This window comes from Flavivirga abyssicola, assembly GCF_030540775.2.
GTDB lineage: Bacteria > Bacteroidota > Bacteroidia > Flavobacteriales > Flavobacteriaceae > Flavivirga > Flavivirga abyssicola.
The window spans coordinates 3,553,437-3,579,020 of record NZ_CP141266.1; the positions used below are offsets into that span (position 1 = coordinate 3,553,437).

Annotated in this window: 22 protein-coding genes and 1 other RNA gene; 11 read left to right on the top strand and 12 right to left on the bottom strand. The window is 32.3% G+C overall.

The genetic code is table 11. The features are described 5' to 3' along the window. Positions 1-5: 5 nt before the first annotated feature. Positions 6-1,691 carry a M23 family metallopeptidase gene (locus tag Q4Q34_RS15015; protein ID WP_303315490.1) on the bottom strand — a complete coding sequence of 562 codons (1,686 nt, stop codon included), beginning with the start codon at positions 1,689-1,691 and terminating at the stop codon, positions 6-8. A 188-nt stretch (positions 1,692-1,879) separates the two neighbouring features. Here Q4Q34_RS15015 and Q4Q34_RS15020 point away from each other — a divergent pair, with 188 nt between their 5' ends. The 4 genes from Q4Q34_RS15020 (at position 1,880) to rny (ending at position 4,296) form a co-directional block, all read left to right on the top strand. Further along, positions 1,880-2,170 carry a hypothetical protein gene (locus Q4Q34_RS15020; protein WP_303315488.1) on the top strand — a complete coding sequence of 97 codons (291 nt, stop codon included), beginning with the start codon at positions 1,880-1,882 and terminating at the stop codon, positions 2,168-2,170. 15 nt (positions 2,171-2,185) lie between these two features. Then, positions 2,186-2,479, top strand: coding sequence for a cell division protein ZapA (locus tag Q4Q34_RS15025; protein ID WP_135876365.1), 294 nt, complete (start codon positions 2,186-2,188; stop codon positions 2,477-2,479). 56 nt (positions 2,480-2,535) lie between these two features. Beyond that, positions 2,536-2,665: non-coding RNA, 6S RNA (gene ssrS / locus Q4Q34_RS15030), on the top strand. 56 nt (positions 2,666-2,721) lie between these two features. Then, positions 2,722-4,296 carry a ribonuclease Y gene (rny, locus tag Q4Q34_RS15035; protein ID WP_303315486.1) on the top strand — a complete coding sequence of 525 codons (1,575 nt, stop codon included), beginning with the start codon at positions 2,722-2,724 and terminating at the stop codon, positions 4,294-4,296. Positions 4,297-4,453: 157 nt separating this feature from the next. On the opposite strand, the gene xerD is transcribed toward rny, so the two are convergent. Beyond that, positions 4,454-5,350, bottom strand: coding sequence for a site-specific tyrosine recombinase XerD (xerD, locus tag Q4Q34_RS15040; RefSeq protein ID WP_303315484.1), 897 nt, complete (start codon positions 5,348-5,350; stop codon positions 4,454-4,456). Positions 5,351-5,501: 151 nt separating this feature from the next. Between xerD and Q4Q34_RS15045 the strand changes: the two genes are divergently transcribed. From Q4Q34_RS15045 to aroQ, 3 genes are all read left to right on the top strand, one after another. Further along, positions 5,502-6,062 (top strand): porin family protein, encoded by a 561-nt coding sequence (locus Q4Q34_RS15045; RefSeq protein ID WP_303315483.1) that lies wholly within the window; start codon positions 5,502-5,504, stop codon positions 6,060-6,062. A gap of 181 nt (positions 6,063-6,243) precedes the next feature. Next, positions 6,244-6,774, top strand: a complete 531-nt coding sequence (locus Q4Q34_RS15050; RefSeq protein ID WP_303315481.1) for a porin family protein — start codon at positions 6,244-6,246, stop codon at positions 6,772-6,774. A 61-nt stretch (positions 6,775-6,835) separates the two neighbouring features. Beyond that, positions 6,836-7,255: a type II 3-dehydroquinate dehydratase gene (gene aroQ / locus Q4Q34_RS15055; protein WP_303315479.1), complete on the top strand. Its 420-nt coding sequence runs from the start codon at positions 6,836-6,838 to the stop codon at positions 7,253-7,255. Positions 7,256-7,405: 150 nt separating this feature from the next. On the opposite strand, the gene lpdA is transcribed toward aroQ, so the two are convergent. Beyond that, positions 7,406-8,782 (bottom strand): dihydrolipoyl dehydrogenase, encoded by a 1,377-nt coding sequence (lpdA, locus tag Q4Q34_RS15060; protein ID WP_135876372.1) that lies wholly within the window; start codon positions 8,780-8,782, stop codon positions 7,406-7,408. A 189-nt stretch (positions 8,783-8,971) separates the two neighbouring features. Between lpdA and Q4Q34_RS15065 the strand changes: the two genes are divergently transcribed. Beyond that, positions 8,972-10,252, top strand: a complete 1,281-nt coding sequence (locus Q4Q34_RS15065; protein WP_303315477.1) for an NAD(P)/FAD-dependent oxidoreductase — start codon at positions 8,972-8,974, stop codon at positions 10,250-10,252. A 724-nt stretch (positions 10,253-10,976) separates the two neighbouring features. On the opposite strand, the gene Q4Q34_RS15070 is transcribed toward Q4Q34_RS15065, so the two are convergent. Both Q4Q34_RS15070 and msrB read right to left on the bottom strand, forming a co-directional pair. After that, entirely contained in the window at positions 10,977-11,528 is a 552-nt protein-coding gene (locus Q4Q34_RS15070) for a DinB family protein (RefSeq protein WP_303315475.1), read from the bottom strand. A 96-nt stretch (positions 11,529-11,624) separates the two neighbouring features. Next, entirely contained in the window at positions 11,625-12,098 is a 474-nt protein-coding gene (msrB, locus tag Q4Q34_RS15075) for a peptide-methionine (R)-S-oxide reductase MsrB (RefSeq protein ID WP_303315473.1), read from the bottom strand. A gap of 162 nt (positions 12,099-12,260) precedes the next feature. On the opposite strand from msrB, the gene Q4Q34_RS15080 reads away from it, so the two are divergent. Together Q4Q34_RS15080 and Q4Q34_RS15085 are read left to right on the top strand one after the other, a co-directional pair. Further along, on the top strand, positions 12,261-13,079 hold the full coding sequence (locus tag Q4Q34_RS15080) for a M48 family metallopeptidase (protein ID WP_303316294.1): 819 nt from the start codon (positions 12,261-12,263) through the stop codon (positions 13,077-13,079). 129 nt (positions 13,080-13,208) lie between these two features. Beyond that, on the top strand, positions 13,209-14,594 hold the full coding sequence (locus Q4Q34_RS15085; RefSeq protein ID WP_303315471.1) for an MFS transporter: 1,386 nt from the start codon (positions 13,209-13,211) through the stop codon (positions 14,592-14,594). A 110-nt stretch (positions 14,595-14,704) separates the two neighbouring features. On the opposite strand, the gene Q4Q34_RS15090 is transcribed toward Q4Q34_RS15085, so the two are convergent. The 6 genes from Q4Q34_RS15090 to metE form a co-directional block, all read right to left on the bottom strand. Continuing rightward, complete coding sequence (locus Q4Q34_RS15090; RefSeq protein ID WP_303315469.1) at positions 14,705-15,739, bottom strand: M12 family metallopeptidase; 1,035 nt, start codon at positions 15,737-15,739, stop codon at positions 14,705-14,707. A 510-nt stretch (positions 15,740-16,249) separates the two neighbouring features. Next, complete coding sequence (locus Q4Q34_RS15095; RefSeq protein WP_303315468.1) at positions 16,250-16,981, bottom strand: head GIN domain-containing protein; 732 nt, start codon at positions 16,979-16,981, stop codon at positions 16,250-16,252. Positions 16,982-17,006: 25 nt separating this feature from the next. Beyond that, the gene (locus Q4Q34_RS15100) at positions 17,007-18,095 is read right to left on the bottom strand and encodes a hypothetical protein (protein WP_303315467.1); all 1,089 of its coding nucleotides are present in this window, start codon (positions 18,093-18,095) and stop codon (positions 17,007-17,009) included. A 65-nt stretch (positions 18,096-18,160) separates the two neighbouring features. After that, positions 18,161-18,730: a hypothetical protein gene (locus Q4Q34_RS15105; RefSeq protein ID WP_303315465.1), complete on the bottom strand. Its 570-nt coding sequence runs from the start codon at positions 18,728-18,730 to the stop codon at positions 18,161-18,163. Then, positions 18,723-19,283, bottom strand: coding sequence for an RNA polymerase sigma factor (locus Q4Q34_RS15110; protein WP_303315464.1), 561 nt, complete (start codon positions 19,281-19,283; stop codon positions 18,723-18,725). The genes Q4Q34_RS15105 and Q4Q34_RS15110 overlap by 8 nt, the downstream gene beginning before the upstream one ends. A 310-nt stretch (positions 19,284-19,593) precedes the next feature. Next, entirely contained in the window at positions 19,594-21,906 is a 2,313-nt protein-coding gene (metE, locus tag Q4Q34_RS15115) for a 5-methyltetrahydropteroyltriglutamate--homocysteine S-methyltransferase (protein ID WP_303315462.1), read from the bottom strand. A gap of 163 nt (positions 21,907-22,069) precedes the next feature. Between metE and Q4Q34_RS15120 the strand changes: the two genes are divergently transcribed. Then, positions 22,070-22,528: an Lrp/AsnC family transcriptional regulator gene (locus tag Q4Q34_RS15120; protein WP_303315460.1), complete on the top strand. Its 459-nt coding sequence runs from the start codon at positions 22,070-22,072 to the stop codon at positions 22,526-22,528. A 271-nt stretch (positions 22,529-22,799) separates the two neighbouring features. Here Q4Q34_RS15120 and Q4Q34_RS15125 read toward each other — a convergent pair whose 3' ends face one another. Further along, a complete protein-coding gene (locus Q4Q34_RS15125) occupies positions 22,800-25,349 on the bottom strand; it encodes an ATP-dependent Clp protease ATP-binding subunit (protein ID WP_303315458.1) in 2,550 nt (849 codons plus the stop codon). Positions 25,350-25,584: the final 235 nt, after the last annotated feature.

Below are 25,584 nucleotides of genomic sequence, written 5' to 3' on the forward strand. Positions count from 1 at the left end.
TAAATTTATTTTCGGTAAAATAACGCTTCAAAAGTAGAATTATTTCCAACATTATCGGTTATTATTACTTTTAAATGATTCTTTGTGTCTGTAATGATGCTATCATTAAAATCATGAGTGAGTATTTTTGTTTTATAATCGTATTCCATTAAAATCCATTTGCCATTAACCGTAGCTCTGTATTTAGAAATTCCAGAAAGCTTATCTTCAATTTTAATTTTTAAATAACGATATTTACTTAACCATTGTCCTTTTTTAAAGTTAACAGGAGTAATTATTGGCTTTATGCTGTCTGTAGCTAATGTAAACGTCCCCAGGGTTTTTGTTTTTGCTATCAAAAGGTCGCCTTTTCTCTTTGTGGATGTGTAAAAAGGTTGTTTTTTACGTCCTAACAGACGGGCTATGTATAATTTCGATTTATCTTCATCGCTGTATGCACTTACATCGTAAGTGATGTTGAATGATTTATTAGCAGCAATAATATTTTTATGTAAAGTAAGTGTGTCGTTCTTTACTTGAAAATCTATATAAAAATCATCGTAAAACGTATCCTTGTAAAAATCAACAGAAACGTGTCCTTCTTTTAGATTTGTAGCTTTATTAGCTTTTATATAATAAGAGGTTGTTTGCTTTTTTTGCGGCTCAGAAAAATGGTCTCTAGTACCCTTAATATGTATGGTCACCCATGATTCATTGTTCTTATAATCGGCAACTCTAATTTTATAAACTGAATATGTACTATCTTGTATAGATACACAACCATCTTTTACAACAGACTTGTATATGCTTAGATAGTTGTCTTTTTTAAATAGTTTTTGAATCCGCTGTTTTTTTGTAGCGTAATGCTCATAATCAATAAGCCGATTGATGTGCTTAGTCTCTCCAAATGAAAACGTTCTAAAATCCAATTCAAAGTTTCTACGACCATTTAAAAAAGTTTGAATGTTATAAACACCATTTGAGTTTGCGGCCAAGTCTTGCCTATCTATAGTTTCAATACCAAAGCCAATATTGCCATAAGCTTCAATATTCTTTATCGTATAATCACCATTCTTTAAAGGGATTAATTGCAGCTTTTGTTTGATATTCACTTTATTTACAAACGAATTTTCATCCAAAGGGTATGCGTAAATCGATTTTATTATTGGGTTTGTGGAATCCTTTATATCAATGCCAAAAAGCATCGGATTAATGGGATGTTCTTTTTTATCCCGTATTTCATAATGTAAGTGAGGTCCCCCTGAGCCTCCCGTATTTCCACTATAAGCTATAATACTATTTTTTGTTACTGGTAAAACCTCAGCATTTGGAAATAACTCAATCTCAAAGGATTCTTTTTCATATTGATGCTTTTTAATATACGCTTGAATCTCTGGAGCAAATTTTTGCAAATGGGCATAAACAGTTGTATAACCATTTGGATGTGTGATGTACAATGCTTTTCCGTAACCATAATGAGAAACTTTTATTCTGCTTACAAATCCGTCAGCAGATGCCTTAACTTTTAAACCCGTACGTTGTTGTGTTTTTATGTCTAAACCAGAATGAAAATGATTAGAACGCAATTCGGCAAACGTACCCGATAATATTAACGGAATTTCCAAAGGACTATCAAAATAATCTTGAGGATAATTATTTTGCGCATTTAAAAAAAACGAGGATATAAATAAAAGAGAAAGTATAAAACGCATATAAAAGTATTATGGCTAAAATATTAATTTGAAATGGATATGCAAAGAATAAAACAATAATCGAACCATAGTTGTAACCATTAATCTGATTATGAGCAATATCTATAGATTTTGAAATTTTATGAAAAAACAATTGTAATTTATAAACAGGTATGTTAACTTTGTGTTATAAGTATTGAAATTTGTAAATGGGTAATATTGAAGATATTGTAGATTCTTTAGAAAACAAAATTAGTAAGGTATTACACAAATTAGAGCTTTTAAAACTTGCTAATTCTAAATTAAACGAAGAATTAGAAGTTTCAAAAAAAGAAATTCAGAACCAAAAATTGCATATCGCAAGTTGGGAAGAAAAATATGAAGCTTTAAAAATAGCAAATACAATGCTTGGTAGTGACGATAATAAAAGAGAAACTAAGCTTAAAATAAACGCATTAATTAGAGATATAGATCATTGTATTGCTCAACTCTCAGATTAGTGTAACATAAATTCAATGTCAGAAAAGCTTAAAATAAAGCTGTCTATAGCAAATAGAGTATATCCTTTAACTATTGAAGCAAGTCAAGAAGAAGGATTGCGTAAAGCAGCTAAAAACATTGAAGCTATGATAAAGCAATTTGAGCAAAGTTATTCTGTTAGAGATAAACAAGATGTATTGGCGATGTGTGCCTTGCAGTTTGCATCTCAAGTAGAACAGGAATCTATTAATAAAGATAATGTAAATGAGCATGTAGAAGAAAAGCTAAATTCGCTTAATGATTTATTGCATTCTTATTTGATCTCTTAACGTTCTTTAAAATAAACTAAAAAGTTACTGCCTACATTGGTTATTTTTTTTGATAAACTCAACGTTAATTCTTTAAAAAGGGTGAGTTTAAGTTGTAAAAGCATGCTGCTAGTACTGGATTTATTTCAGTAGCTCGAGCAGACCCTTGATCAACTTGTTAGCCCTAAACTTGTTTTTAAGGAGTTTATACAAAACTTTATACTGGTGTAGGCTTTTTTATATACAATAACTAACTAAAAACGATGGACAACTCAATTATATATGCAGTAGGAGGCGTTATTTTAGGACTCATAATAGGTTTTATCATAACAAAAAGGCTAGAGAAGAATAATGCTTCTAAACTGATAAAAGAAGCTAAAAAAAATGCAGATTTAATACTCAAAGAAGCGAAGAGTGAAGGGGAAAGATTAAAAAAAGATAAAATTCTTCAAGCTAAAGAAAAATTTATAGAACTTAAATCAGAACATGAAAAGGTCATCTTATCTAGAGATAAGAAAATGGCAGAAGCAGAGAAGCGTACACGCGATAAAGAATCGCAAATATCCAATGAGCTCTCAAAAGGAAAAAAGCTTAATGAAAATCTAGAAAGAAAAACTAAAGATTATAACCATAGACTTGATGTGCTTGAAAAGAGACAAGAGGAGCTAGATAAGCTTCATAAAAACCAAGTACAGCAATTAGAGGTTATTTCTAGTCTTTCTGCTGAAGAAGCCAAGGAACAGTTAGTTGAGTCTTTAAAAGGCGAAGCTAAAAATGATGCGATGGCTTACATACAAAGTGCTTTAGAAGAAGCGAAGCTAACTGCAGAGCAAGATGCTAAAAAAGTTATTATAAATACCATACAACGTATAGGAACCGAGGAAGCTGTTGATAATTGTGTGTCTGTATTCAATATAGAATCGGATGATGTTAAAGGACGTATTATTGGTAGAGAAGGTAGAAATATTCGTGCTATCGAAGCTGCAACTGGTGTTGAAATTATAGTTGATGATACACCAGAAGCTATTATATTATCTTGCTTTGATTCTGTAAGAAGGGAAATTGCCCGTTTGTCATTACATAAACTAGTGACCGATGGTAGAATCCACCCAGCACGTATTGAAGAGATTGTAAAGAAAACTAAAAAACAAATTGAACAAGAAATTATTGAAGTAGGAAAACGTACTGTCATTGATCTGGGAATACATAATTTAAACCCAGAACTTATTAAGATGGTAGGACGTATGAAGTACCGTTCTTCTTATGGACAGAACTTGCTACAACACTCGCGTGAAGTTGCAAAGCTTTGTGGTGTTATGGCTGCAGAATTGGGGCTTAACCCTAAACTGGCAAAACGCGCTGGATTATTACACGATATTGGTAAAGTGCCAGATGCTGAAGCAGATATGGAAACACCACACGCTATTCTTGGGATGCAATGGGCAGAAAAATTTGGAGAAAAAGCCGATGTATGTAATGCCATAGGAGCACACCACGATGAAATTGAAATGAAATCGTTATTAGCACCAATTATACAAGTCTGTGATGCTATTTCTGGAGCACGCCCTGGAGCACGTCGTCAAGTATTGGATAGTTATATCCAACGATTAAAAGATTTAGAGGATATTGCTTTTGGCTTTACAGGTGTTAAGAAAGCATATGCTATTCAAGCTGGTAGAGAACTAAGAGTCATTGTTGAAAGTGAAAAAGTAGATGATCAAAAAGCTGCCGATTTATCATTCAACATATCTCAAAAAGTACAAACGGATATGACATATCCTGGTCAGGTTAAAGTAACCGTAATAAGAGAAACCAGAGCTGTTAATATTGCTAAGTAATACATTCCTGCTTTATCTTCACTCAAGATAAACTATAGAGAATCTCATATTAAAATTATATAAAAATCCAGCTCATGCTGGATTTTTTAATTCCAATTTTTTATTTTTCTAACATCTAACATCTAACATCTAACATCTAACATCTAACATCTAACATCTATTTCCTAGGATGATACTTCTCTACCACTTTAGTTAAATGACTTTTATCTAAGTGGACATAAATTTCAGTAGTCGTTATACTTTCATGCCCTAGCATTAATTGTATAGACCTAAGGTCTGCATCATTTTGTAATAAATGAGTAGCAAAAGAATGTCTAAAAGTATGGGGAGAGATACTTTTTTTTAATCCAATTTTTTCTGCTAATTGTTTGATAATAGTAAAAATCATTGCCCTGGTAAGTTGTTTGCCTCTCCTGTTTAAAAAGAGTGTGTCCTCAAAGCCAGCTTGAATGTTTAAATGATTCCGAATTTCGTTTCTATATATATTAATATATTTTTGAGTAACATCTATAATAGGCACAAAGCGTTGTTTATCGCCTTTACCAGTAACTTTTATAAAGCCTTCGTCAAAAAATAAATCAGAAATCTTAAGGTTAATGAGTTCGCTAACTCGCAAGCCACACCCATAAAGTGTTTCTAGCATAGCGCGATTACGTTCTCCTTCTGGTTTGCTTAAATCTATAGCATTTATAATGGTATCAATTTCTTCTTCACTTAGTGTATCTGGTAACTTTCTCCCAATTTTAGGGGATTCTATAAGCTCTAAGGGGTTTGAAGTTCTGTAATCTTCAAATATTAAATAGCTAAAAAAGCTCCGCAATCCAGAAATTAGACGAGATTGCGAACGTACATTTATTGCTTTGGCAACTTCGTATATAAACCTCTGGATTATTTCTTTGGCAATTGTTATTGGAGATTCTTTAATATTATGATGCTCTAAATAGTTAATTAATTTTTTAACATCACGAGAATAATTTTCGATGGAATTTTCGGATAAGCCTCTTTCGATTTTTAGATATAACTTATAATCATTAAGTGCATGTTCCCATTTCATAGTTTGTAAAAATAATAATATTTACTACGTAAAAAAACCGATTAATAGCATATTTATTCGGTAAAGGGATTTTTTTTTGATGATTTATTTTTGCAGTTAAAAAAAAATAGGCTTTATTTGTTCAATCAAAAACTAAAAACAATTTTATCTTATGAAAAAATTATTACTTTTTGCTGCTGTTGCAGTATTGGGATTAACAAGCGTAAATGCTCAGGAAATTAAATTTGGTGCCAAAGCTGGTGCTAACTTTGCTAGTGTTACTGGTGATGATGTTGATGATTTAGATGGAAGAACAAGTTTACATATTGGAGCTGTAGCAAACATCGGTATTTCCGATAAATTTGCTTTACAACCAGAATTAATTTATTCTGCTCAAGGATTTACTTACTCTGAACCTGGATTTGATTCTACTGGTAAATTAGATTACATTAATATACCAGTTTTGGCTGATGTTACTATCGTAGAGGGGTTAAGTGTACAAGCTGGACCGCAAATAGGATTTGTAATTACTGATGAGGAAGATTCTGATGATGAAACTGAAGATTTAGGAGCAGAAAGCACTGATTTTGGTGCTGTATTTGGAGCTCAATTCAAACTACCTAATGGACTCTTCTTTCAGGCACGTTACAATTTAGGTTTTAGTGACATCATTAAAGATGTTGATGCTAAAAATAGTGTTTTCTCTCTTTCTGTTGGTTATTTTATATTTTAAAAATAGTCACCTTGAAATAGGTTGACAGATTTAATAAAATTAAAAACCTAAGAAGCTACTTCTTAGGTTTTTTTTGTTATATACGGTTCGTAAGATGAAGTTATGTAGTTATTTTTTTATCAGTAAAAAAACCTTAAGATAATTTTATCCGTATTTAAAGTTAATTAAACCCAAATCTATTATGAAAAAGATATTATTATGTACCGTAATTGTGTTATTTACATGGTTAAACACAAAGGCTCAAGAAATTAAATATGGGGCTAAAGCTGGTGTAGATTTCTCTTCATTAAAAGTTAAAAACAGAGTGTTTAGCATAACAAACAATGAAACAGGTTTTTATGTAGGAGGGTTTGCTGAGATAGGAGTTTTTAAAGCAGTTGCTTTTCGTCCCGAGTTGCTTTATATTGCTGTAAAGGATTTAAATCAAATTAGTGTTCCGCTTATGGCAAAATATGAAGTATCTGAAGATTTCAATGTACTTGCAGGGCCAAGCTTTGGTTTTTTACTTAATGTTAATGACGGATTTAAGTCATTTAATTATGGTATTGAATTTGGTGTTGCTTATGATATTTATATTAGTAGATTTATAGATGGCTTATTTGTAGAAGCTAGATATAACATTGGTCTATCTAATTTACTTGAAGAAGCACCTAGCGGCCTTACTAGAAAGCTAAATGGTCTTTTTGTTGGTTTAGGATATAAATTTAAATAGAACTAGATAAAGCCTTTGAAGGTTTCTTTTTTTATGCTCAATTTTTTAATATTTTTACTTCATGAAGAAATTGACAATTATTAACGGGCCAAATTTAAACTTACTGGGAAAAAGAGAACCTAATATTTATGGGAGTTTATCATTTACTGAGTTTTTAGAAGAGATAAAACAAAAATATACTAATGTAGAGATTGATTATTTTCAATCTAATATTGAAGGTGAGCTCATTGATAAGTTGCATGAAGTTGGTTTTAATCATGATGGTATTATATTGAATGCTGCTGCTTATACACATACCTCTGTGGGTATTGGTGATGCCATTAAGGCTATTGAAACCCCGGTAATTGAAGTGCATATTTCAAATACGTTTAATAGAGAGGAATTCCGTCACCAGTCTTATGTCTCACCAAATGCTAGAGGCGTTATTCTTGGTTTTGGATTGCAGAGTTATGAGTTGGCTATTCAAAGTTTTATAAGTTAGAACCTAGAACCTAGAACCTGGAATCTGGACTTGCTTCGTTCACTTATATAAACCAGATCATATTATATAATATAAATAAAAAAGTTCCGATAAATTCGGAACTTTTTTTAATCTAATATCTAACATCTAGATATCTATTTCTTTCATCTTTTAAAGATGTATCACTTCATCATAAGCATCAGCAACTGCTTCCATGACAGCTTCACTCATAGTTGGGTGTGGGTGTACAGCTTTTAATACTTCGTGTCCGGTAGTTTCTAACTTTCTACCTAAAACAGCTTCTGCGATCATATCGGTAACACCAGCTCCAATCATATGGCAACCTAGCCATTCGCCATATTTAGCATCAAAAATCACTTTTACAAAACCATCGGCTGCGCCACCTGCTTTTGCCTTACCTGAAGCAGAGAAGGGGAATTTACCAACTTTAATATCTAAGCCTTTTTCTTTAGCTTGTTTTTCAGTTAGACCAACACTGGCTATTTCTGGTGAACAATATGTACAACCAGGAATATTTCCGTAATCTAAAGCTTCAACATGCTGTCCAGCTAATTTTTCAACACATAGGATGCCTTCCGCAGAAGCGACATGTGCTAAAGCCTGACCAGGAGTAACATCTCCAATTGCATAATAACCAGGGATATTTGTTTGGTAAAAATCATTAACAATAATTTTGTCACGATCTACAACAATACCAACATCTTCCAATCCAATATTTTCAATATTTGTTTTTATACCTACAGCAGATAAAATAATATCAGCTTCAAGAACTTCTTCGCCTTTTTTAGTTTTTACAGTTGCTTTTACACCTTCTCCAGATGTATCAACAGAAGTAACTTCGGCAGAAGTCATAATTTTTATACCACTTTTCTTAAATGATCGTCCTAATTGTTTAGAAACATCTTCATCTTCAACAGGTACTATATTTGGCAGGTATTCAACAATAGTTACCTCAGTTCCCATCGAATTATAAAAGTAAGCAAACTCAACACCAATAGCACCAGAACCAACAACAATCATTTTCTTTGGCTGTTTAGGTAAACTCATCGCTTCTCTATAACCGATAACCTTTTTTCCATCTTGGGGTAAACTTGGTAATTCACGAGATCGAGCACCCGTTGCAATAATTATATTATCTGCACTATATTCTGTGCCGTCAACATCAACCTTTTTACCGGGTTTAAGTTTTCCAAACCCATTAATAACGTCAATTTTATTCTTCTTCATTAAAAACTGAACGCCTTTACTCATACCATCAGCTACACCACGACTACGCTTAACTACCGCATCAAAATCTTTATCAAAATCTTTAACTGTAAGTCCATAATCTCCTGCATGTTTAAGATATTCAAATACTTGGGCAGATTTTAATAAAGCTTTCGTTGGGATACAACCCCAATTTAAGCATACACCACCAAGATTTTCTTTTTCAACAATAGCAGTTTTAAAGCCTAATTGTGATGCCCTAATAGCTGTAACATACCCCCCTGGGCCGCTACCAAGAACAATAATATCGTATTTATTCATGTGTGATTTTTTAGGCTACAAATCTACAAAATCGAATTCGAATAAAGAATTTAGAAAGCCTTAAATTTACATCTTTGTATTACCTTTGCATTGCAAGCATTTATATATGAAATAAGCATAGCCAATGTTAAATAATAATCTGAATTTTGCGAATTACATAAAATCTATTAAAAAGAGAAAAGCCTGCTTATGAATATACCAAGAACAAGTTTTCCTCGAATAGTTATTATTGGAGGTGGTTTTGCAGGAGTAGCTTTAGCTAAAAAATTATCGAAACAAGATCTTCAAGTTGTTTTGTTAGATAAGAATAACTATCATACCTTTCAACCCTTATTATATCAAGTATCTACAGGCGGATTAGAGCCAGACTCTATTGCTTATCCTATTAGAAAAATATTAAAAGACTTTCCTAATTTTCATTTTAGATTAGCCAATGTTGGAGAAATTGATGTTGAAAAGCGTAAAGTAATTACCAATATAGGTAAGCTCAGGTTCGATTATTTAGTTGTAGCTTCTGGATCTACAACCAACTATTTTGGAAATGCAGCCATAGAAAAGTATAGTATGGCCATGAAAACCATACCGCAATCTCTTAATTTAAGAAGTTTGATTCTTGAGAATTTCGAGGATGCTTTGCTGACTTCAGATCTTAATGAACGAAATGCACTTATGAATTTTGTGATTGTTGGAGGAGGGCCTACAGGTGTTGAGTTAGCTGGTGCCTTAGCTGAAATAAAAAAAGGTATTTTACCCAAAGATTATCCAGATTTGGATACACGATTAGCTCAAATTCATGTAGTTCAATCCGGTGATTGTATTTTAAAAGGAATGAGTGCTAATGCTTCACAAAAAGCTGAAGATTTTTTAGAAAAATTGGGAGTAAATGTTTGGAAAAATGTTAGGGTCACTAACTATGATGGAAAAACAGTAACAACCAATACGGATTTAACGTTTGAAACAGCTACTCTAATTTGGGCTGCTGGAGTAAAAGGAGCCAATATAAAAGGGTTGGAAGCCGAAAAATTTGTGACTAGAGGGAATAGACTTTTAGTAAATGAATTTAGTCAAGTAAAAGGATTCGAACATATTTTTGCCATAGGGGATGTCGCTTGCATGGTCAATGAAGAACACCCTAACGGTTTGCCTATGATGGCACAGCCTGCTATTCAACAAGGAGACCAATTAGGGGACAATGTCCTTCGATTGATAGAAGAACAACCTATGAAGCCTTTTGTTTATAAGGATAAAGGGAGTATGGCTACCATAGGAAGAAATAAGGCAGTAGTTGATTTGAAGCGATTTAAGTTTCAAGGTGTTTTTGCTTGGTATGTTTGGATGTTCGTTCACCTCTTTTTTCTAATAGGTTTTAGAAATAGGATGGTCGTTTTTATAAATTGGGTATATAATTATGTGAGGTTTGATAGAGAAGCCCGTTTAATTATTAGACCTTTTAAGAAGAAGTTGAAATAATAGTGTTGTTTGGTCGAGTTACAGAGGAAATTAGTTTTAATCTCGTAAAGTCGCTAAGGCGCAAAGTTGTTAAGTGATTATGTTTCGATTTAACTGAGGATGTGTTTTTGTTCTTGGTTTTGATTGTGGAGCGGTCTTAGGTTGTTAGTTCTGTCTCGCGAAGTCGCTGAGGCGCAAAGTTGTTAAGTGATTATGTTTCGATTTAACTTAGGATGCGTTTTTGTTCTTGGTTATGACTGTGGAGCGGTCTTGGGGCGTTAGTTTTGTCTCGCGAAGTCGCTGAGGCGCAAAGTTGTTAAGTGATTATGTTTCGATTTAACTTAGGATGCGTTTTTGTTCTTGGTTATGACTGTGGAGCGGTCTTGGGGCGTTAGTTTTGGTCTCGCGAAGTCGCTGAGGCGCAAAGTTGTTAAGTGATTATGTTTCGATTTAACTTAGGATGCGTTTTTGTTCTTGGTTATGACTGTGGAGCGGTCTTGGGTCGTTAGTTTTGGTCTCGCGAAGTCGCTGAGGCGCAAAGTTGTTAAGTGATTATGTTTCGATTTAACTGAGGATGCGTTTTTGTTCTTGGTTATGACTGTGGAGCGGTCTTGGGTCGTTAGTTTTGGTCTCGCGAAGTTGCTAAGGCGCAAAGTTGCTAAGTGGTGATATTTCAATTTAACTAAAAATAGGTCTTTGTTCTTGGTTCTAATAGCGAAGCGATCTTAAGTCTTAAAATATCCAACTACAAATCATCTGTAAAGTGACGTCTACCTTTTTCTTTACTAAATTTTTCTGCATTGTACTTTGAAGAGTCCCCTTTAGGGATTGATAATGATTGCCAATGCTTGCCTTTTACCAATTTTCCAAGAAAAACGATTTGTCCTGTATGGTAAGAGTAATGTGCTAATTGTCTGTTGATAGCTTCTATAACTGTGTGCCCTTGATTTCGAATGTAAATAATACGTTCTAAATCGTTTTCAGATAAAGGTGTAATAGCATCAAATAAACATTTCCAACCTTGATCCCAAGCTTTAGTAAGGTTATCTTTGGAAGTATAAGTGTCTTCGAATTCCTGATCGCGATGTCTCCATTCTTTTTCGCCATCTTCAGTTAAAAAATTCGTCCATCGACTTAACATATTGCCTACAATATGTTTTACAACTATGGAAATAGAATTAGAGTCTTCTGTAAATTCTTTTTGGAGTTCTTCAAAGCTTAGTTGGTTAAATGTTTTATCCCCTAAACTTTTATAATATTCAAATTGTTTGATGACACTTTTTAAATAGCTTTCCATTTTTTAAAAATAAAGCGTCATTTTTTAAATTCCAAATAGCCATTATAAATACATGCGAATTGAAATTTTGTAATTGTTATTTTGAATATTAAAAATTTATTCTTTTGGAATAAATTTTAAAGCTACACCGTTAATACAATGACGTTTTCCTGTAGTATCTCTAGGACCATCATTAAAAACATGCCCTAAGTGTCCACCACATGTAGCACAGTGTTCTTCGTCACGGGAATATCCTAATTTATTATCAGATCCAAAAGCTACATTGCCTTTAATTTCTCTATCAAAACTAGGCCATCCTGTACCAGAATCAAATTTGTGTTCACTTTTAAATAAAGGCGTATCGCATGCTGCACAAACGTAAACTCCTTTTTTGTAATTTTTATTTAGCGGACTTGTAAATGGGCGTTCAGTTCCTGCTTCTCTTAAGACATGATATGCCATCTCGGATAATTGCGCTTTCCATTCTGCATCAGTTTTAGAAACTTCAAAGGTTTTTTGTTCTGTTTTTTGAGCACTACTATTACAATTAAATAGTGTTATTGCAAAACAGAATATAATTAGCTTTTTCATAAGGTTTTAGTTTTTTAATATGTCGGATATATTAAAGATACATAACACCATTTGTTGGAATATTTTTATTCTATTCATGTGACGAATAAAAATATGCTGTGTCTAAAAAATATATAATACTCCGAATTTTGTATTTTTATAAAAAATTATAAACCTTATATGATGAAATTAAAAAAGGCACTTTTAGTATTTGGTATGATCGTATTCATATTATCATGTGCTACAAATCCATTTACCGGTAAAAAGACAATGGCTTTAGTGCCGAATTCTCAATTGTTCCCAACAGCTTTTGCTCAATATAATCAGTTTTTGAATGAGAATAAAGTTGTTAAAGGAACAAAAGATGCAGCTATGATAACTAGAGTAGGGCAGCGTATAGCTGTGGCTGCGGAACGTTGGTTAAATGCTAATGGACATCATGGGTATTTGAATGATTATAAATGGGAATATAATTTAGTAAATGATAAAACAGTTAATGCTTGGTGTATGCCAGGAGGGAAAATAGTTTTTTATACTGGTATTTTACCCATTGCTAACGGAGAAACTGGCGTGGCAGCTATTATGGGACATGAGGTGGCACATGCCTTAGCGAATCATGGACAGCAACGTATGAGTGCAGCTTATGTACAGCAAGGTTTAGCTGTAGCTGGAAATGTAGCCATTAAAGATGAAAAATCTAGAAATGCATTTAATCAATACTATGGTATAGGATCGCAGGTAGGAGTGATGCTGCCTTTTAGTAGAAGTCATGAAACTGAAGCTGATAAAATTGGATTATATTTAATGGCAATTGCAGGGTATAACCCGGATGAAGCGTCAGAATTATGGAAGCGTATGAAGGCTAATAGTGGCGGTAAAGCACCACCGGAAATCTTAAGCACACACCCATCAAACGATTCTCGTATTGCAAACCTAAAAGCATTAGCACCTACAGCTAAGGCAGAGGCTAAAAAGTTTGGGGTTACTACCTTTAGAAAATAATTTAGTTTGTAATTAACTAGTAATCATTTTAGTTGATTTTTACTACTTGTTATTGCTGATTTCTTAACATAGAAATAAAAATATTTGATTATTTTAGTGGGCTGCTCATAAAAGGGCAGCTTTTTTATTATGGCATTACTAGAAAAAGGGAGTAAAAAACTTTTAAATGCTTGGGCGTTTTACGATTGGGCAAATTCAGTTTATACATTAACAATAACATCCTCTATTTTTCCGATATTTTATTCGGCATTGTTTCTTTCAGAGATAAAAACTGTTTCTGCTTTTGGATTTGAATTTAAAAGTACCGCTCTTATCACGTTTGTTACCGCTTTCACTTTTTTAGTAGTCGCTTTTATGTCTCCAGTTTTATCTGGTATTGCCGATTATATTGGAAATAAAAAGAATTTTTTAAAATTCTTTTGCTATGTCGGAAGTGCAGGTTGTATAGGGTTGTATTGGTTTGACTTAGAGCATATTCACTTAAGCTTGCTATTTTACTTTATGGGTTTAATAGGGTATTGGGGGAGCTTGGTTTTTTATAATTCTTATTTACCAGATATAGCCTTTCCTGAACAGCAGGATAGTATTAGTGCTAAAGGGTTTTCTATGGGGTACTTGGGGAGTGTGCTTTTGTTGATTTTAAATTTGCTGATGGTGATGTTTCCTCAGTGGTTTGGTTTTGATATTAGTATATCCGAATCTATAAGAAATACGGGTTCTGAGTTAGAAATCAATGAAGCTTTAAAAACAGCAAAAGATGCGGCTTCTATCGAAGCTATGAAAATATCATTCATTACGGTAGGTGTTTGGTGGGCACTATTCAGTCAGTATTCGTTTTACCACTTACCAAAAGGGACTTCATCAGGTCATAAAGTAACCAAGGCTATTGTTTTTAATGGCTTAAAGGAACTAAGACAGGTATGGAAACAACTAAAATCAGATTTAAGATTAAAACGTTATTTATACGCTTTTTTTGTGTTTAGTATGGCGGTACAAACCATCATGTTGGTTGCTGCTTATTTTGGAGAAGAGGAAATAGCGTGGGGGAGTGCTTCGGATAAAACTACAGGTTTAATAGGAAGCATTTTAATTATTCAATTAGTAGCTGTACTTGGTGCTTTTTTAACATCAAGAGCTTCTTCAAAATATGGAAATATTAAGACATTAGTTGCTATTAATTTTATTTGGATGGCATTATGTTTTTATGCTTATTTTATGAAAACACCCATGCAGTTTTATATTGCAGCATCCATTGTTGGTTTAGTAATGGGAGGGATTCAATCTTTAGCACGGTCTACGTATTCGAAATTTTTACCAGAAACAGAGGATACAACATCTTATTTTAGTTTTTATGATGTTGCAGAAAAAATAGGTATTGTAATTGGTATGGGAATATTTGCGACTATAGATCAGATAACGGGAAGTATGAGAAATGCGATTCTATTTTTGTTTATTTTCTTTTTAGCAGGTATTATTTTATTATTCAGAGTTCCAAAATTAAACGATGAAGGGTAAATAAACGGTTTTAGTTTAAGATAAAAAAAGGTAGTAATTTTAAATTACTACCTTAAATATATAAGAAATATCTTTAATTAATCCATTTTTATAAGTAGGTTATTGATATATTAATTATTACCACATTTTGCTATTTGATTCCATCTGATAAAATCGCGTTCAAATAAATATCCAGAATAAGTTACTTTATCACCAACAGAATATCTTGTAGAACTACTCCAAGCCTCAATACCATCACATGGATCGCTAGGGTTTGGAGGGTTAGTATCAGAAGGGTAAACGCTATTTGTACCTTCAATATCTAGTGCGGATATTTGAGCTTTTCTTCTAGGAAGCACATTACCATTAAGGTCGGTAATTGTTGGTTTTCCATTTTTACTAAAGGTGTAACTACCATACATCATAGTTGATTTGATATCAAAGTCTTTTGTTACCAGAATAGCAGAAGTACTTTTAAAGAATTGATCTTTTGCGTTCTCAGTAATATTTTCATAATTAATAATGATGTGATCGTCTCTATCTGAACGATTTTGCTCATGAATATACCCTAACGTATGTCCAATTTCATGAATAATGACAACAGCAGTTGTCCTTGTTCCTAGTCTAATAAAACCTCTAGATCCATTAGCACCTAAGGTAGCAACACCGCAATTACAAGAATTACCATTGCTACTTATAGTAACATAAGTAGACTCATTAGTACGCTCTTTAAACTTTATGTTTGTTTTACTTTCCCATTCTTTTATGGATTTTTGAAGCTCACTTTTTACAGATTCACTTAAGCCTTGAATAACATATACAATCGTATTGTTGGACCATTTACGAATGCCACTGGCTAATCCTAACTTACTTTTATTAGTAGGTTCGAGGCTTGGAGCTTCGTTATTATCAAACGTAACTTTAGTATCTGTAAGTTGTTCTTCAAATAATCTAATATCGGTACCTTGAAGTGAAAAAGTACCATCTTCTTCTTTTTTTACTTTAACAGGTTCGCCAAGAAAATATTTTTCGATAAATTCTTGATCTGTTGTTGTAGTTTCATTAACAGGTTCTGCAATGCTTTCGTTGTCTTCGCATGAAGCAAAAACTAATATAAAAGCGAATAGGCTAATTTTAATTTTTTTTAAAAAAATTGTTGTTTTCATTTGATTTTAGATTTTTGGGACTATAAGATAATTCTTATACAACTTTAGAACTAAAAATTCAATTATAATATTGCTGATGGATGTGTTAATGAAATGTTAAATACTTAAAATTTGGAAAATTGAGTAATGAACTATTTTAGCGATAGCAGGTGCAATATTTTTTTTAAATGAAGGCAGTTATAATTTTACTTTTCATTTTTGCAAAATAGTCCAATAACAAGTGTTTTTTTGTGTAGTGAATTTGTTACTATAGGCCAAATAATAAGTAGCGCATAAAATACTTCTAATTCTTATTTGTATTCTTTGAATATCAGAATATTGTTAAAGTTAATAAGCGATTAAGGATAGGAGTAAACCCTATTTTTTAATCGCTTATTTTTTTAATTTTCAAAACATCTTGTTTACACTTTTTATTTGAAAAGATAAAATATTTTTATGTTTAGGCAGTAGTATTATGAGTGATGTTTTGATTGATTGATTGATTGATTGATTGATTGATTGATGAATATTTTAATTATTAGAAATACTTCCAGAGCCTGCTACTTTGCTGTCTACTATAGGATCTCCTTTGTAAACAATATCTCCAGAGCCAGATACTCTAGCTTTTAAGGTTTTATTACTAATAACTTTAGCATCACCAGAGCCGGCAACAGAAACCTCTGTATTATTTGCTTGTAAATCGAATCCATGAAAATCACCGGATCCCGCTATTTTTGCTACTAAATCATTAGTGTTTCCTTTAAGTTTGAGATCTCCAGAACCTGCTATCGAGGCTTTTGCAGATGTCGCTTTAATGTTAAGGCTAACATCGCCAGATCCCGCTAATGATATATCTAAATTATTGGCTGTTATTGTATTTTCATTCCATAAATCGCCAGAACCAGCCAGAGAGACGTTACTTATCTCTTTAACAGGGATAGTAATTTTTATAGTTTTAGCCATGCTGGATTTTAGATTTATTCCTTTTTTTGTTTTTACTATTAAATTATTGTTTTTAACTTCAGTAATAATGTAATCCAGTAAATTTTCTTCACCTTTAATTTTAATGGTTCCTTCTGTGCCATTTACAATAATGAAATCCATATTTCCGGCACATTTTATACCATCATATTCTGGGGTTGTTCGGGTTATGGTTTTCATAGTACCATTTCCTTTTATTGATTTCCATTGTGCATAAGATGTAGATGCTAAAAGTAAGGTCGCTATAATTAGGACTGTTTGTTTTTTGATTAATGTTCTCATGTGTTTAAGATTTATTATTGATGAATTAATTTTTGAAAAGTGATACACTTCCGTACTCAGATTCTATATTGACAGTATTACTGGAGTTTTTACTACCATAATGACCTATATAAAGTTTGTCTGTAGACTCTATAATTTTCTTTGTGAATTCCAGTCCGTCAGCGTTTAATGACCCATATTCTAAATCAATATTAAAATTGAAATTATAGGTAGGAACGTAACCAATTTTTATACCTACATAATCAGATTTTATAGTCACGTTACCTGCATTTTCATTCATCCTTTTTATTTTTATGGAACCATAATCTGCTTTAATAACTATGTTTTTATAGACATCACCTATAATGGTTGTTAAATAGTCGCCATTTCCAATAATATTGTTTGCTTTGTCAATGCTAATGTTACCATAGTCACAATTATAATTAACGTCTTCAGCTATTTCGATTTTAGAGTTTGTGTAGTCTGCATTAATATCTAGTTTATTAGTTTTAGACACAGTGAAGCCACTATAATCGGCATTTATTTTTCCACTTTTTATATATTCAAAGTAGCAGTTTTTCGTATAATCAAAATTAATACTATTGTTATCGGACATTAGTTCTTTAGTAGTGATTTTACCATAGTCGCAATTTATTTCTGCATGACCTTCAAGCTTATCGACATTAATACTCCCGTAGTCGTTATTTAAATCTATATTGTTTGTAATTGGAATTTTAACAATGTAATTGATTTTCATATTGACTTTATTATTTCTTTTCCAATTCCACCAAGAGTTTGACCTTTTTTCTCCAAATCTTGTTTCTGCAGAAACATGAGTAGAGGAAGCTTCAAAATGAACGGTGATATCATCTAGTTTTTCTTGAACTTTTTCTTCGTCATTACCTGTGGTAGTAATTGTAATTTCAAAAACCACCTTATTTTCGTTCCAAGTAACAATATCTATATTTCCGTAGCTATTATCTATACTTAGCGAGGCATTCGGCGCAACTGAGTATGACTTATTAATTGTTTTCTTTTTTGTGTATTTGCCTTTTGCTTCTGTTGATGAGGCAGTAGCTAGTAGCGGTAATATTAAAAATAATATTAGTGTTTTAAATTGTAGTGCTTGTTTCATATGATTGATTTTAATTGTTTTTTAATTGACACATGTAATATCTTAAATTAATGATTTTCGTATCATTAAATATGGATATCAGATATTTCATATGATCGATTATTTAATTGTTTTATTTTTTCAATTTGCTCTAAAGTATTTTGTAATAGGTCTATTCTATTTTGAAAGTTGGAAATCATGGCATAGATAACCCTACGATCATCTCCACTTTCAGTCAAATCTATTTTTAAAGCTTCATAATCTTTTTCCAATACTTTTATACGTGCCATAGTATCTTGAATTAACGCTTGAACTTTAGGTGAGTTTTCATTCTTGATTTTGCTTAATTCATCGGCTATTGTGGATGTGAAAAAGTCTTCTGTTTTTGCCATTTTAGGAGATACACTGGCTAATTCCCTATAATTTGTTTCTTGTTGAGAACCTATAAAAAGTGTTATTAATAATATAACAGAAGCGGCTACACCAATTAAGGGTTTCCATAAACGACGCCTTTGCTTATCAACTTTAATTGATTGTAGTCCGCCTTGTTTGTTTAATTTGTTTAAAAAACGATCCGTATGATTTGATTCGGGGATTTCTATATCGAAATCATTTTCATGTTCTTTAAACAGTTGATCTATACTCTTTTTACTCATAAACCATTTGTAATTTTGTTCTTAAGCTTTCTTTGGCTCTAGAAATAGTTGTTCTGCAATTAGCGTTTGTAATATTTAAAATATCACTGATTTCTTCATAATCGTAACCTTCAATTAAATTTAAGGTTAAAGCAATTCTATAATTGTCTTTTAATGATTTCATTGTGTTTAAGATTTGCTTTGCCTTTATATTTGCAAACTCGTAATTGCTATCTATGCCGTTATTGTCATCTTCTATCTTATATAGCATATCATCTAAAGGAATTTCTTTGTTTTTACTATTCTTTTTGTAATGATAAATACTATTGTTTATAACAATTCGTTTTAACCAGACTCCAAATGTTTTTGATTCTTTAAGGTTATTTAATTTTGTGAAAGCCATTAAAAATGAATCTTGCATAATATCTTCTGCTTCAAAGCTATCTTTTACAATTCTAAAAGAAGCATTGTACATGGCTTTATAATATCTGTTATATATTTCCAATTGTGCAGATTGGTTTCCAGATTTACAAAACTCGACAAGCTGTTCGATATTTAATTTAGTTGGCGTCAAAAAAACAATTTGTTATAGTATAGAGAGGTGTTATTTTCTTTTGTTACAGTTTTGCAAAAAAAAATCCTAAATTCTGTATAGAATATAGGATTTTAATATGGAACTCATCTTGACTTTTTCTATTTCCTAAAAAAATGGCTAAAATTTGCCCATATTTTGTTACTTTTTTTATGCTTAGCACTGCTATGCCTTGCAAAAAATGCCTCATCTGAACAAATTTCATCTCATTTTCGGTTAAAAACAAAAAGTCAAGATGAGTTCATGGTTAAAAAGGAAATTTTTTTAAAATTTCATTAGTATATAAATAAATTTAAACAACTTCCATGTCTTCTTTTCTTAATTGTTTAGCTGCTTTTACCAAGTTTTTTAAAGCCGTTTTTGTTTCCGGCCAGTCTCGGGTTTTTAAACCACAATCGGGATTTACCCAGATATGCTCTTTTGGTAAAACGTTTTTTGCCTTTACGAGTAGGTGTTCAATTTCTTCCACAGAAGGCACTCTTGGTGAATGAATATCGTAAACACCAGGACCGATTTCGTTAGGATATTTAAAATCAACAAAAGCCTCTAATAATTCCATTTCAGATCGAGAGGTTTCAATGGTAATGACATCTGCATCCATGGCAGCAATGCTATTAATGATATCGTTAAATTCAGAATAACACATATGTGTATGAATTTGTGTTTCGTCTTTAACACCACTTGCAGAAATTCTAAATGCCTTTACTGCCCAATCCAAGTAGTTTTTCCAAGCTTCTTGTCTTAACGGTAAACCTTCTCGAATAGCGGGTTCATCAATTTGAATTATTTTTATTCCGTTGCTTTCTAAATCAACCACTTCGTCTCTAATGGCCAATGCGATCTGATTACATGTTACCTGTCTGGGTTGATCGTTTCTAACAAAAGACCATTGTAAGATGGTTATAGGCCCAGTAAGCATGCCTTTTACGGGTAAGTCCGTTTGAGATTGTGCATAGGAAGACCATTTTACAGTCATCGCATTTTCTCGAGATACATCACCAAAGAGGATAGGGGGTTTTACACATCTACTGCCATAGCTTTGTACCCAACCAAAACTGCTGAAAGCAAATCCATTTAATTTTTCTCCAAAATATTCAACCATATCGTTTCGTTCAAATTCTCCATGAACTAAAACATCAATACCCGTCTCTTCCTGAAAGCGAATGGACTCTTTTGTTTCTTTGGCTATTAAGGAATCATATTCTAATTGTGATAAGGTTCCTTTTTTTAGTTTAGATCTCCAGTTTCTAACTTCTTTGGTTTGTGGAAAAGATCCAATGGTAGTGGTAGGGAATAAGGGGAGTTTTAATGCTGATTTCTGTTTTGTTTGCCTGCTTTTAAATGTGCTTTTTCTTTGGCTATGTGTATCGTTTAGAGCAAGCACTCTATTTTTTACTTTTTCGTTATGAATTAGCGTAGATGTTTTTCTGTTTACCTGCGCAATTTTATTGTCCTTAAATTCTTTTTCAAACTCATTATAATTGGATGAGGCTAATCCTTTTAAAGCTCTGATTTCTTGTAATTTTTGTTTGGCAAATGCTAGCCATTGTTTTATTTCTGGAGTTAAGTTATTTTCATTGGTTTCTAAGTCTAAATCATAAGGGCTGTGTAGTAAAGAGCAAGATGAGGAGATCCAAATATTTTCTTCCCCAATTTTCGAAATCACTAGTTCAATAGTTTTAAGAGAATCATCAAAATTGTTTTTCCAAATATTTCTACCGTCTACTAAACCTAAAGATAATTTGGTGTTTGGATTGTAGTATTTAGATTCTAAAATATCATTTAATTGTAATTGACACCTTACCAAGTCTAAATGCAGCGTATCGATAGGTAATTGTAGTGCTGTAATTAAATTATCACCATAACAATCAAAATAATTTGCTAAAAAGACTTTTAAATTTGGGAACTTGGTGTTTATTTTTTCATAGGTAGATTTAATGGCCTGTCTTTCTTGTTCATTTAAATCTAAAGCTAGACAAGGCTCATCAAATTGAATATATTCAACATCTAATAAAGCTAGTTGAGAAATAATTTCGAAATAGACAGGTAATAGTTTTTCTAATAAATTTAACCTGTGAAAACCCGCTTCTTTTTCTTTACCTAATAAAAGGAATGTTACCGGACCAATTAGTACAGGTTTGGTTTTTATACCTAATTCTAAAGCTTCTTTGTATTCGTCAATTATTTTAGTGGAGAAAAACTCAAAGGTTTGTTCTTTTTCAAATTCTGGCACAATGTAATGGTAGTTTGTATCAAACCATTTGGTCATTTCCATGGCAGTACAGTCAATGTCTTTGTTCTGTATACCTCTTGCCATTGCAAAGTATAAGTCTAACGAATTTCCTTGTTTTAGCTTATCATAACGTTTGGGAATACACCCTACGCTTAAGCAGGTGTCCAATACCTGATCGTAAAAAGAGAAATCATTTGATGGAATAGAATCTATTCCTGTATTTTTTTGAAGTTGCCAGTTTTCTTTTCTAATACTGAGGCCTACTTCTAAAAGCTCCTTTTGATTTGTTTTACCAGCCCAATACCCTTCGTTTGCTTTTTTTAGTTCTCTTTGTTTTCCTATTCTCGGATATCCTAAAATTGTAGTTTTCATAAAATCACATTGTTTTTTATATCTGTACAAAATTAGTTTTATAGATTTTTTATATCACTAAATGTTATTTATTTGGTTGTAATAACTATTTTTGGTTTTAATAATAGTTTTATAATCTTTTAATAGTGTCTAGAAATAAGTTAGACAGAAAATAATTCTACACATGCAATTAGATAAAACAGATTTACGCATTTTAAACATACTTCAAAACAATTCTAATTTAACGACAAAAGAGTTAGCAGCTAAGGTGAATTTGTCTACAACGCCAGTTTTTGAAAGGGTGAAGAAATTAGAGAATACAGGCTATATTAAAAAATATAAAGCCATTTTGGATTCGGAGAAATTAGACAGGGGGCTTATGGTGTTCTGTAATATTACGCTTAAGGAGCATACTCGTAAAATAGGAAACCAATTTGTAAAAGACATTCTTTCTTTAAGTGAAGTGATTGAGTGTTATAATATTTCTGGTGATTATGATTTTTTATTGAAGGTTTTGGTTAAAGATATGAAGGCTTATCAGAACTTTGTTTTGAACCACTTAGGTGAGTTGAAAAATATAGGGAGCGCTCACAGTACTTTTGTGATGGGGGAAATTAAAAATACTTATATGGTTCCTATTTAATTTGTTATATAAACCATTGGTTATTTTATCAAGGTGTGAGGAGGATGAATCTGATGATTAACAAGGTTGCTTTATGTGATTTCTCATTGCATTCGAAATGACCCAAAACACAAATGAACCTTGATGTCATGTCGACGATAGGAGACATCACATGATACTTTTTAATAAAAACAATAACTGATTTATGTGATAAACCGCATTAATTTAAGAGCAAAAAAAACTCGAAAATGCATTTATTTCCGAGCTTTTTATTCTTAATAATTACTTTAATTTAAGACTCAGCTGGCTTTTCAGCTTTTTCTATCGATATACTCAATTCTTGAGTTGCTTTATCTAAATCAATTTTAATTTTATCACCTTCTTCAAGATGGGAAGCAACAATTTCTTCAGCTAAAGCATCTTCAATATATTTTTGAATAGCTCTTTTTAAAGGTCTTGCTCCATATTGTTTATCAAAACCTTTTTCGGCAATATAATCTTTAGCACTTTTAGTAAGCTTTAAGATATAGCCTAAACCTTTAATTCGGGCTAAGAGTTTTTCTAATTCAATATCAATAATTTTATTGATATCTTCTTTTTCTAAGGCATTGAATACCACAACATCATCAATTCTATTTAAAAACTCGGGAGCAAACGATTTTTTTAATGCGTTTTCAATCACACCTCTAGCATTCGCATCTTCCTGAGCTTTTTGTGATGCCGTTCCAAAACCAATACCTGTTCCAAAATCTTTTAATTTTCTGGCCCCAATGTTGGATGTCATAATAATAATGGTATTTCTGAAATCGATTTTTCTTCCTAAACTATCAGTTAAATACCCATCATCAAGTACCTGAAGCAGCATATTAAAGACATCTGGATGTGCTTTTTCGATTTCATCTAACAGTATAACTGCATATGGCTTGCGTCTCACTTTTTCAGTTAACTGACCACCTTCTTCATATCCAACATACCCTGGAGGTGCTCCAATTAATCTGGAAATGGCAAATTTTTCCATATACTCGCTCATATCAATTCTAACGAGTGATTCTTCGCTATCAAATAACTCTCTGGATAGTACTTTTGCTAACTGTGTTTTACCAACACCAGTTTGACCTAAAAAGATAAATGAACCGATTGGCTTATTTGGATCTTTAAGTCCTGCACGGTTACGCTGAATTGCTTTTACAACTTTGGCTACTGCATCATCCTGTCCAATAACTTTTCCTTTAATAAGGTTAGGTAGTTCGGCCAGTCTGTTAATCTCTGTTTGTGCAATTCTGTTTACCGGTACTCCAGTCATCATTGAAACTACGTCTGCAACATTATCCTCTGTAACTATTTCTCTGTGCTGTTTTGTGTCTTCTTCCCATTTTTCCTGAGCAATAGCCAATTCTTTTTCGATGCGTTTTTCATCATCTCTAAGTTTTGCAGCTTCTTCATACTTTTGTTTCCTTACTACAGCATTCTTGGTTTCTTTAATATCTTCCAGTTGCTTTTCGAGTTCTATTATTTGTTTAGGAACATCAATATTAGTTATATGTACACGAGATCCTGCTTCATCCAAAGCATCAATAGCTTTGTCCGGTAAAAAACGTTCAGTCATGTACCTATTTGTTAACTTAACACAGGCTTCAATAGCTTCCGGTGTGTAATCAACGTTATGATGTTCTTCGTATTTTCCTTTTATATTGTTAAGGATTTCAATAGTTTCTTCTACCGAAGTAGGTTCTACTATAACCTTTTGAAAACGACGTTCTAAAGCACCGTCTTTTTCAATATATTGTCTGTATTCATCTAAAGTTGTAGCTCCAATGCATTGAATTTCACCACGAGCTAAAGCAGGTTTAAACATATTAGAGGCGTCTAAACTACCTGTAGCTCCACCAGCACCAACTATGGTATGTATTTCGTCAATAAAAAGGATAACATCGTCATTCTTTTCAAGCTCGTTCATAACAGCTTTCATGCGCTCTTCAAACTGTCCCCGGTATTTTGTTCCAGCAACTAAACTGGCTAAATCTAAAGTCACAACACGTTTATTAAATAAAATACGAGAGACTTTTCGTTTTACTATTCTAAGCGCTAAACCTTCAGCAATGGCAGACTTACCAACGCCAGGTTCACCAATTAAAAGGGGATTGTTTTTTTTACGTCTACTTAAAATCTGTGAGACACGCTGTATTTCCTTTTCACGTCCAACTACAGGGTCTAGCTTCCCTTCTTCAGCTAAGGCGGTTAAATCACGCCCAAAGTTATCTAAAACAGGTGTTTTGGACTTCTTATTTGCTTTTCCGGCAGGGGCATTAAAAATATTGTCTTTTGAAGCGTCCCCTTCAGTATTCATATCATCATCTTGAAAAGATTCAGATTTTGGTTCTATATAATCATTGTCGTTAGTAATCATAAGTTTAAATTGTTCTTTAACGTTATCATAGTCAACTTTTAGCTTATTTAAGAGCTTAGTCGTAGGGTCATTTTCATTTCTTAAAATACAGAGCAATAAATGCGCTGTATTTATTGAAGTACTTTGAAATAGTTTAGCTTCTAAAAATGTAGTTTTTAAAGCGCGTTCTGCTTGCCTTGTAAGATGTAAGTTCTTTTTTTGATTTGAAGTTACAGTAATGTTGGGGTTTGCAGGGCTCAATATCTCAACTTTGCGTCTCAAATGGTTTAAATCAATATCTAAAGCGTTAAGGATGTTGATAGCTTTGCCACTACCATCTCTTAGAAGTCCAAGCATTAAATGCTCAGTACCAATGAAATCGTGGCCCAACCTTAGCGCTTCTTCTTTGCTATATGCAATTACGTCTTTTACTCTTGGGGAAAAATTATCATCCATATTCGTGTTCCTTTCTGCATTAAAAATAGTAAAACATTTTACTAAAGGCAAAAACTATACCTTAAATTGTCTGTAAGTTGCTAATTGACGAAAAAATCTTTAAAAAATCAAAATTTTTTAAAGCATACTTATTAACTAAAAAAACATATAAAATTGTTAATAAAAAACATGAAAAAATAGTCAGGAAACGCTTAACATGACTATTGAAATACTTATATTAGCATGTTTTGAAAAA

Excerpts from the sequence above, each read along its gene's own strand:
- Q4Q34_RS15015 (WP_303315490.1), bottom strand. The coding sequence starts at position 1,691 with ATGCGTTTTATACTTTCTCTTTTATTTATATCCTCGTTTTTTTTAAAT.
- Q4Q34_RS15020 (WP_303315488.1), top strand. The coding sequence starts at position 1,880 with ATGGGTAATATTGAAGATATTGTAGATTCTTTAGAAAACAAAATTAGT.
- Q4Q34_RS15025 (WP_135876365.1), top strand. The coding sequence starts at position 2,186 with ATGTCAGAAAAGCTTAAAATAAAGCTGTCTATAGCAAATAGAGTATAT.
- rny (WP_303315486.1), top strand. The coding sequence starts at position 2,722 with ATGGACAACTCAATTATATATGCAGTAGGAGGCGTTATTTTAGGACTC.
- xerD (WP_303315484.1), bottom strand. The coding sequence starts at position 5,350 with ATGAAATGGGAACATGCACTTAATGATTATAAGTTATATCTAAAAATC.
- Q4Q34_RS15045 (WP_303315483.1), top strand. The coding sequence starts at position 5,502 with ATGAAAAAATTATTACTTTTTGCTGCTGTTGCAGTATTGGGATTAACA.
- Q4Q34_RS15050 (WP_303315481.1), top strand. The coding sequence starts at position 6,244 with ATGAAAAAGATATTATTATGTACCGTAATTGTGTTATTTACATGGTTA.
- aroQ (WP_303315479.1), top strand. The coding sequence starts at position 6,836 with ATGAAGAAATTGACAATTATTAACGGGCCAAATTTAAACTTACTGGGA.
- lpdA (WP_135876372.1), bottom strand. The coding sequence starts at position 8,782 with ATGAATAAATACGATATTATTGTTCTTGGTAGCGGCCCAGGGGGGTAT.
- Q4Q34_RS15065 (WP_303315477.1), top strand. The coding sequence starts at position 8,972 with ATGAATATACCAAGAACAAGTTTTCCTCGAATAGTTATTATTGGAGGT.
- Q4Q34_RS15070 (WP_303315475.1), bottom strand. The coding sequence starts at position 11,528 with ATGGAAAGCTATTTAAAAAGTGTCATCAAACAATTTGAATATTATAAA.
- msrB (WP_303315473.1), bottom strand. The coding sequence starts at position 12,098 with ATGAAAAAGCTAATTATATTCTGTTTTGCAATAACACTATTTAATTGT.
- Q4Q34_RS15080 (WP_303316294.1), top strand. The coding sequence starts at position 12,261 with ATGAAATTAAAAAAGGCACTTTTAGTATTTGGTATGATCGTATTCATA.
- Q4Q34_RS15085 (WP_303315471.1), top strand. The coding sequence starts at position 13,209 with ATGGCATTACTAGAAAAAGGGAGTAAAAAACTTTTAAATGCTTGGGCG.
- Q4Q34_RS15090 (WP_303315469.1), bottom strand. The coding sequence starts at position 15,739 with ATGAAAACAACAATTTTTTTAAAAAAAATTAAAATTAGCCTATTCGCT.
- Q4Q34_RS15095 (WP_303315468.1), bottom strand. The coding sequence starts at position 16,981 with ATGAGAACATTAATCAAAAAACAAACAGTCCTAATTATAGCGACCTTA.
- Q4Q34_RS15100 (WP_303315467.1), bottom strand. The coding sequence starts at position 18,095 with ATGAAACAAGCACTACAATTTAAAACACTAATATTATTTTTAATATTA.
- Q4Q34_RS15105 (WP_303315465.1), bottom strand. The coding sequence starts at position 18,730 with ATGAGTAAAAAGAGTATAGATCAACTGTTTAAAGAACATGAAAATGAT.
- metE (WP_303315462.1), bottom strand. The coding sequence starts at position 21,906 with ATGAAAACTACAATTTTAGGATATCCGAGAATAGGAAAACAAAGAGAA.
- Q4Q34_RS15120 (WP_303315460.1), top strand. The coding sequence starts at position 22,070 with ATGCAATTAGATAAAACAGATTTACGCATTTTAAACATACTTCAAAAC.
- Q4Q34_RS15125 (WP_303315458.1), bottom strand. The coding sequence starts at position 25,349 with ATGGATGATAATTTTTCCCCAAGAGTAAAAGACGTAATTGCATATAGC.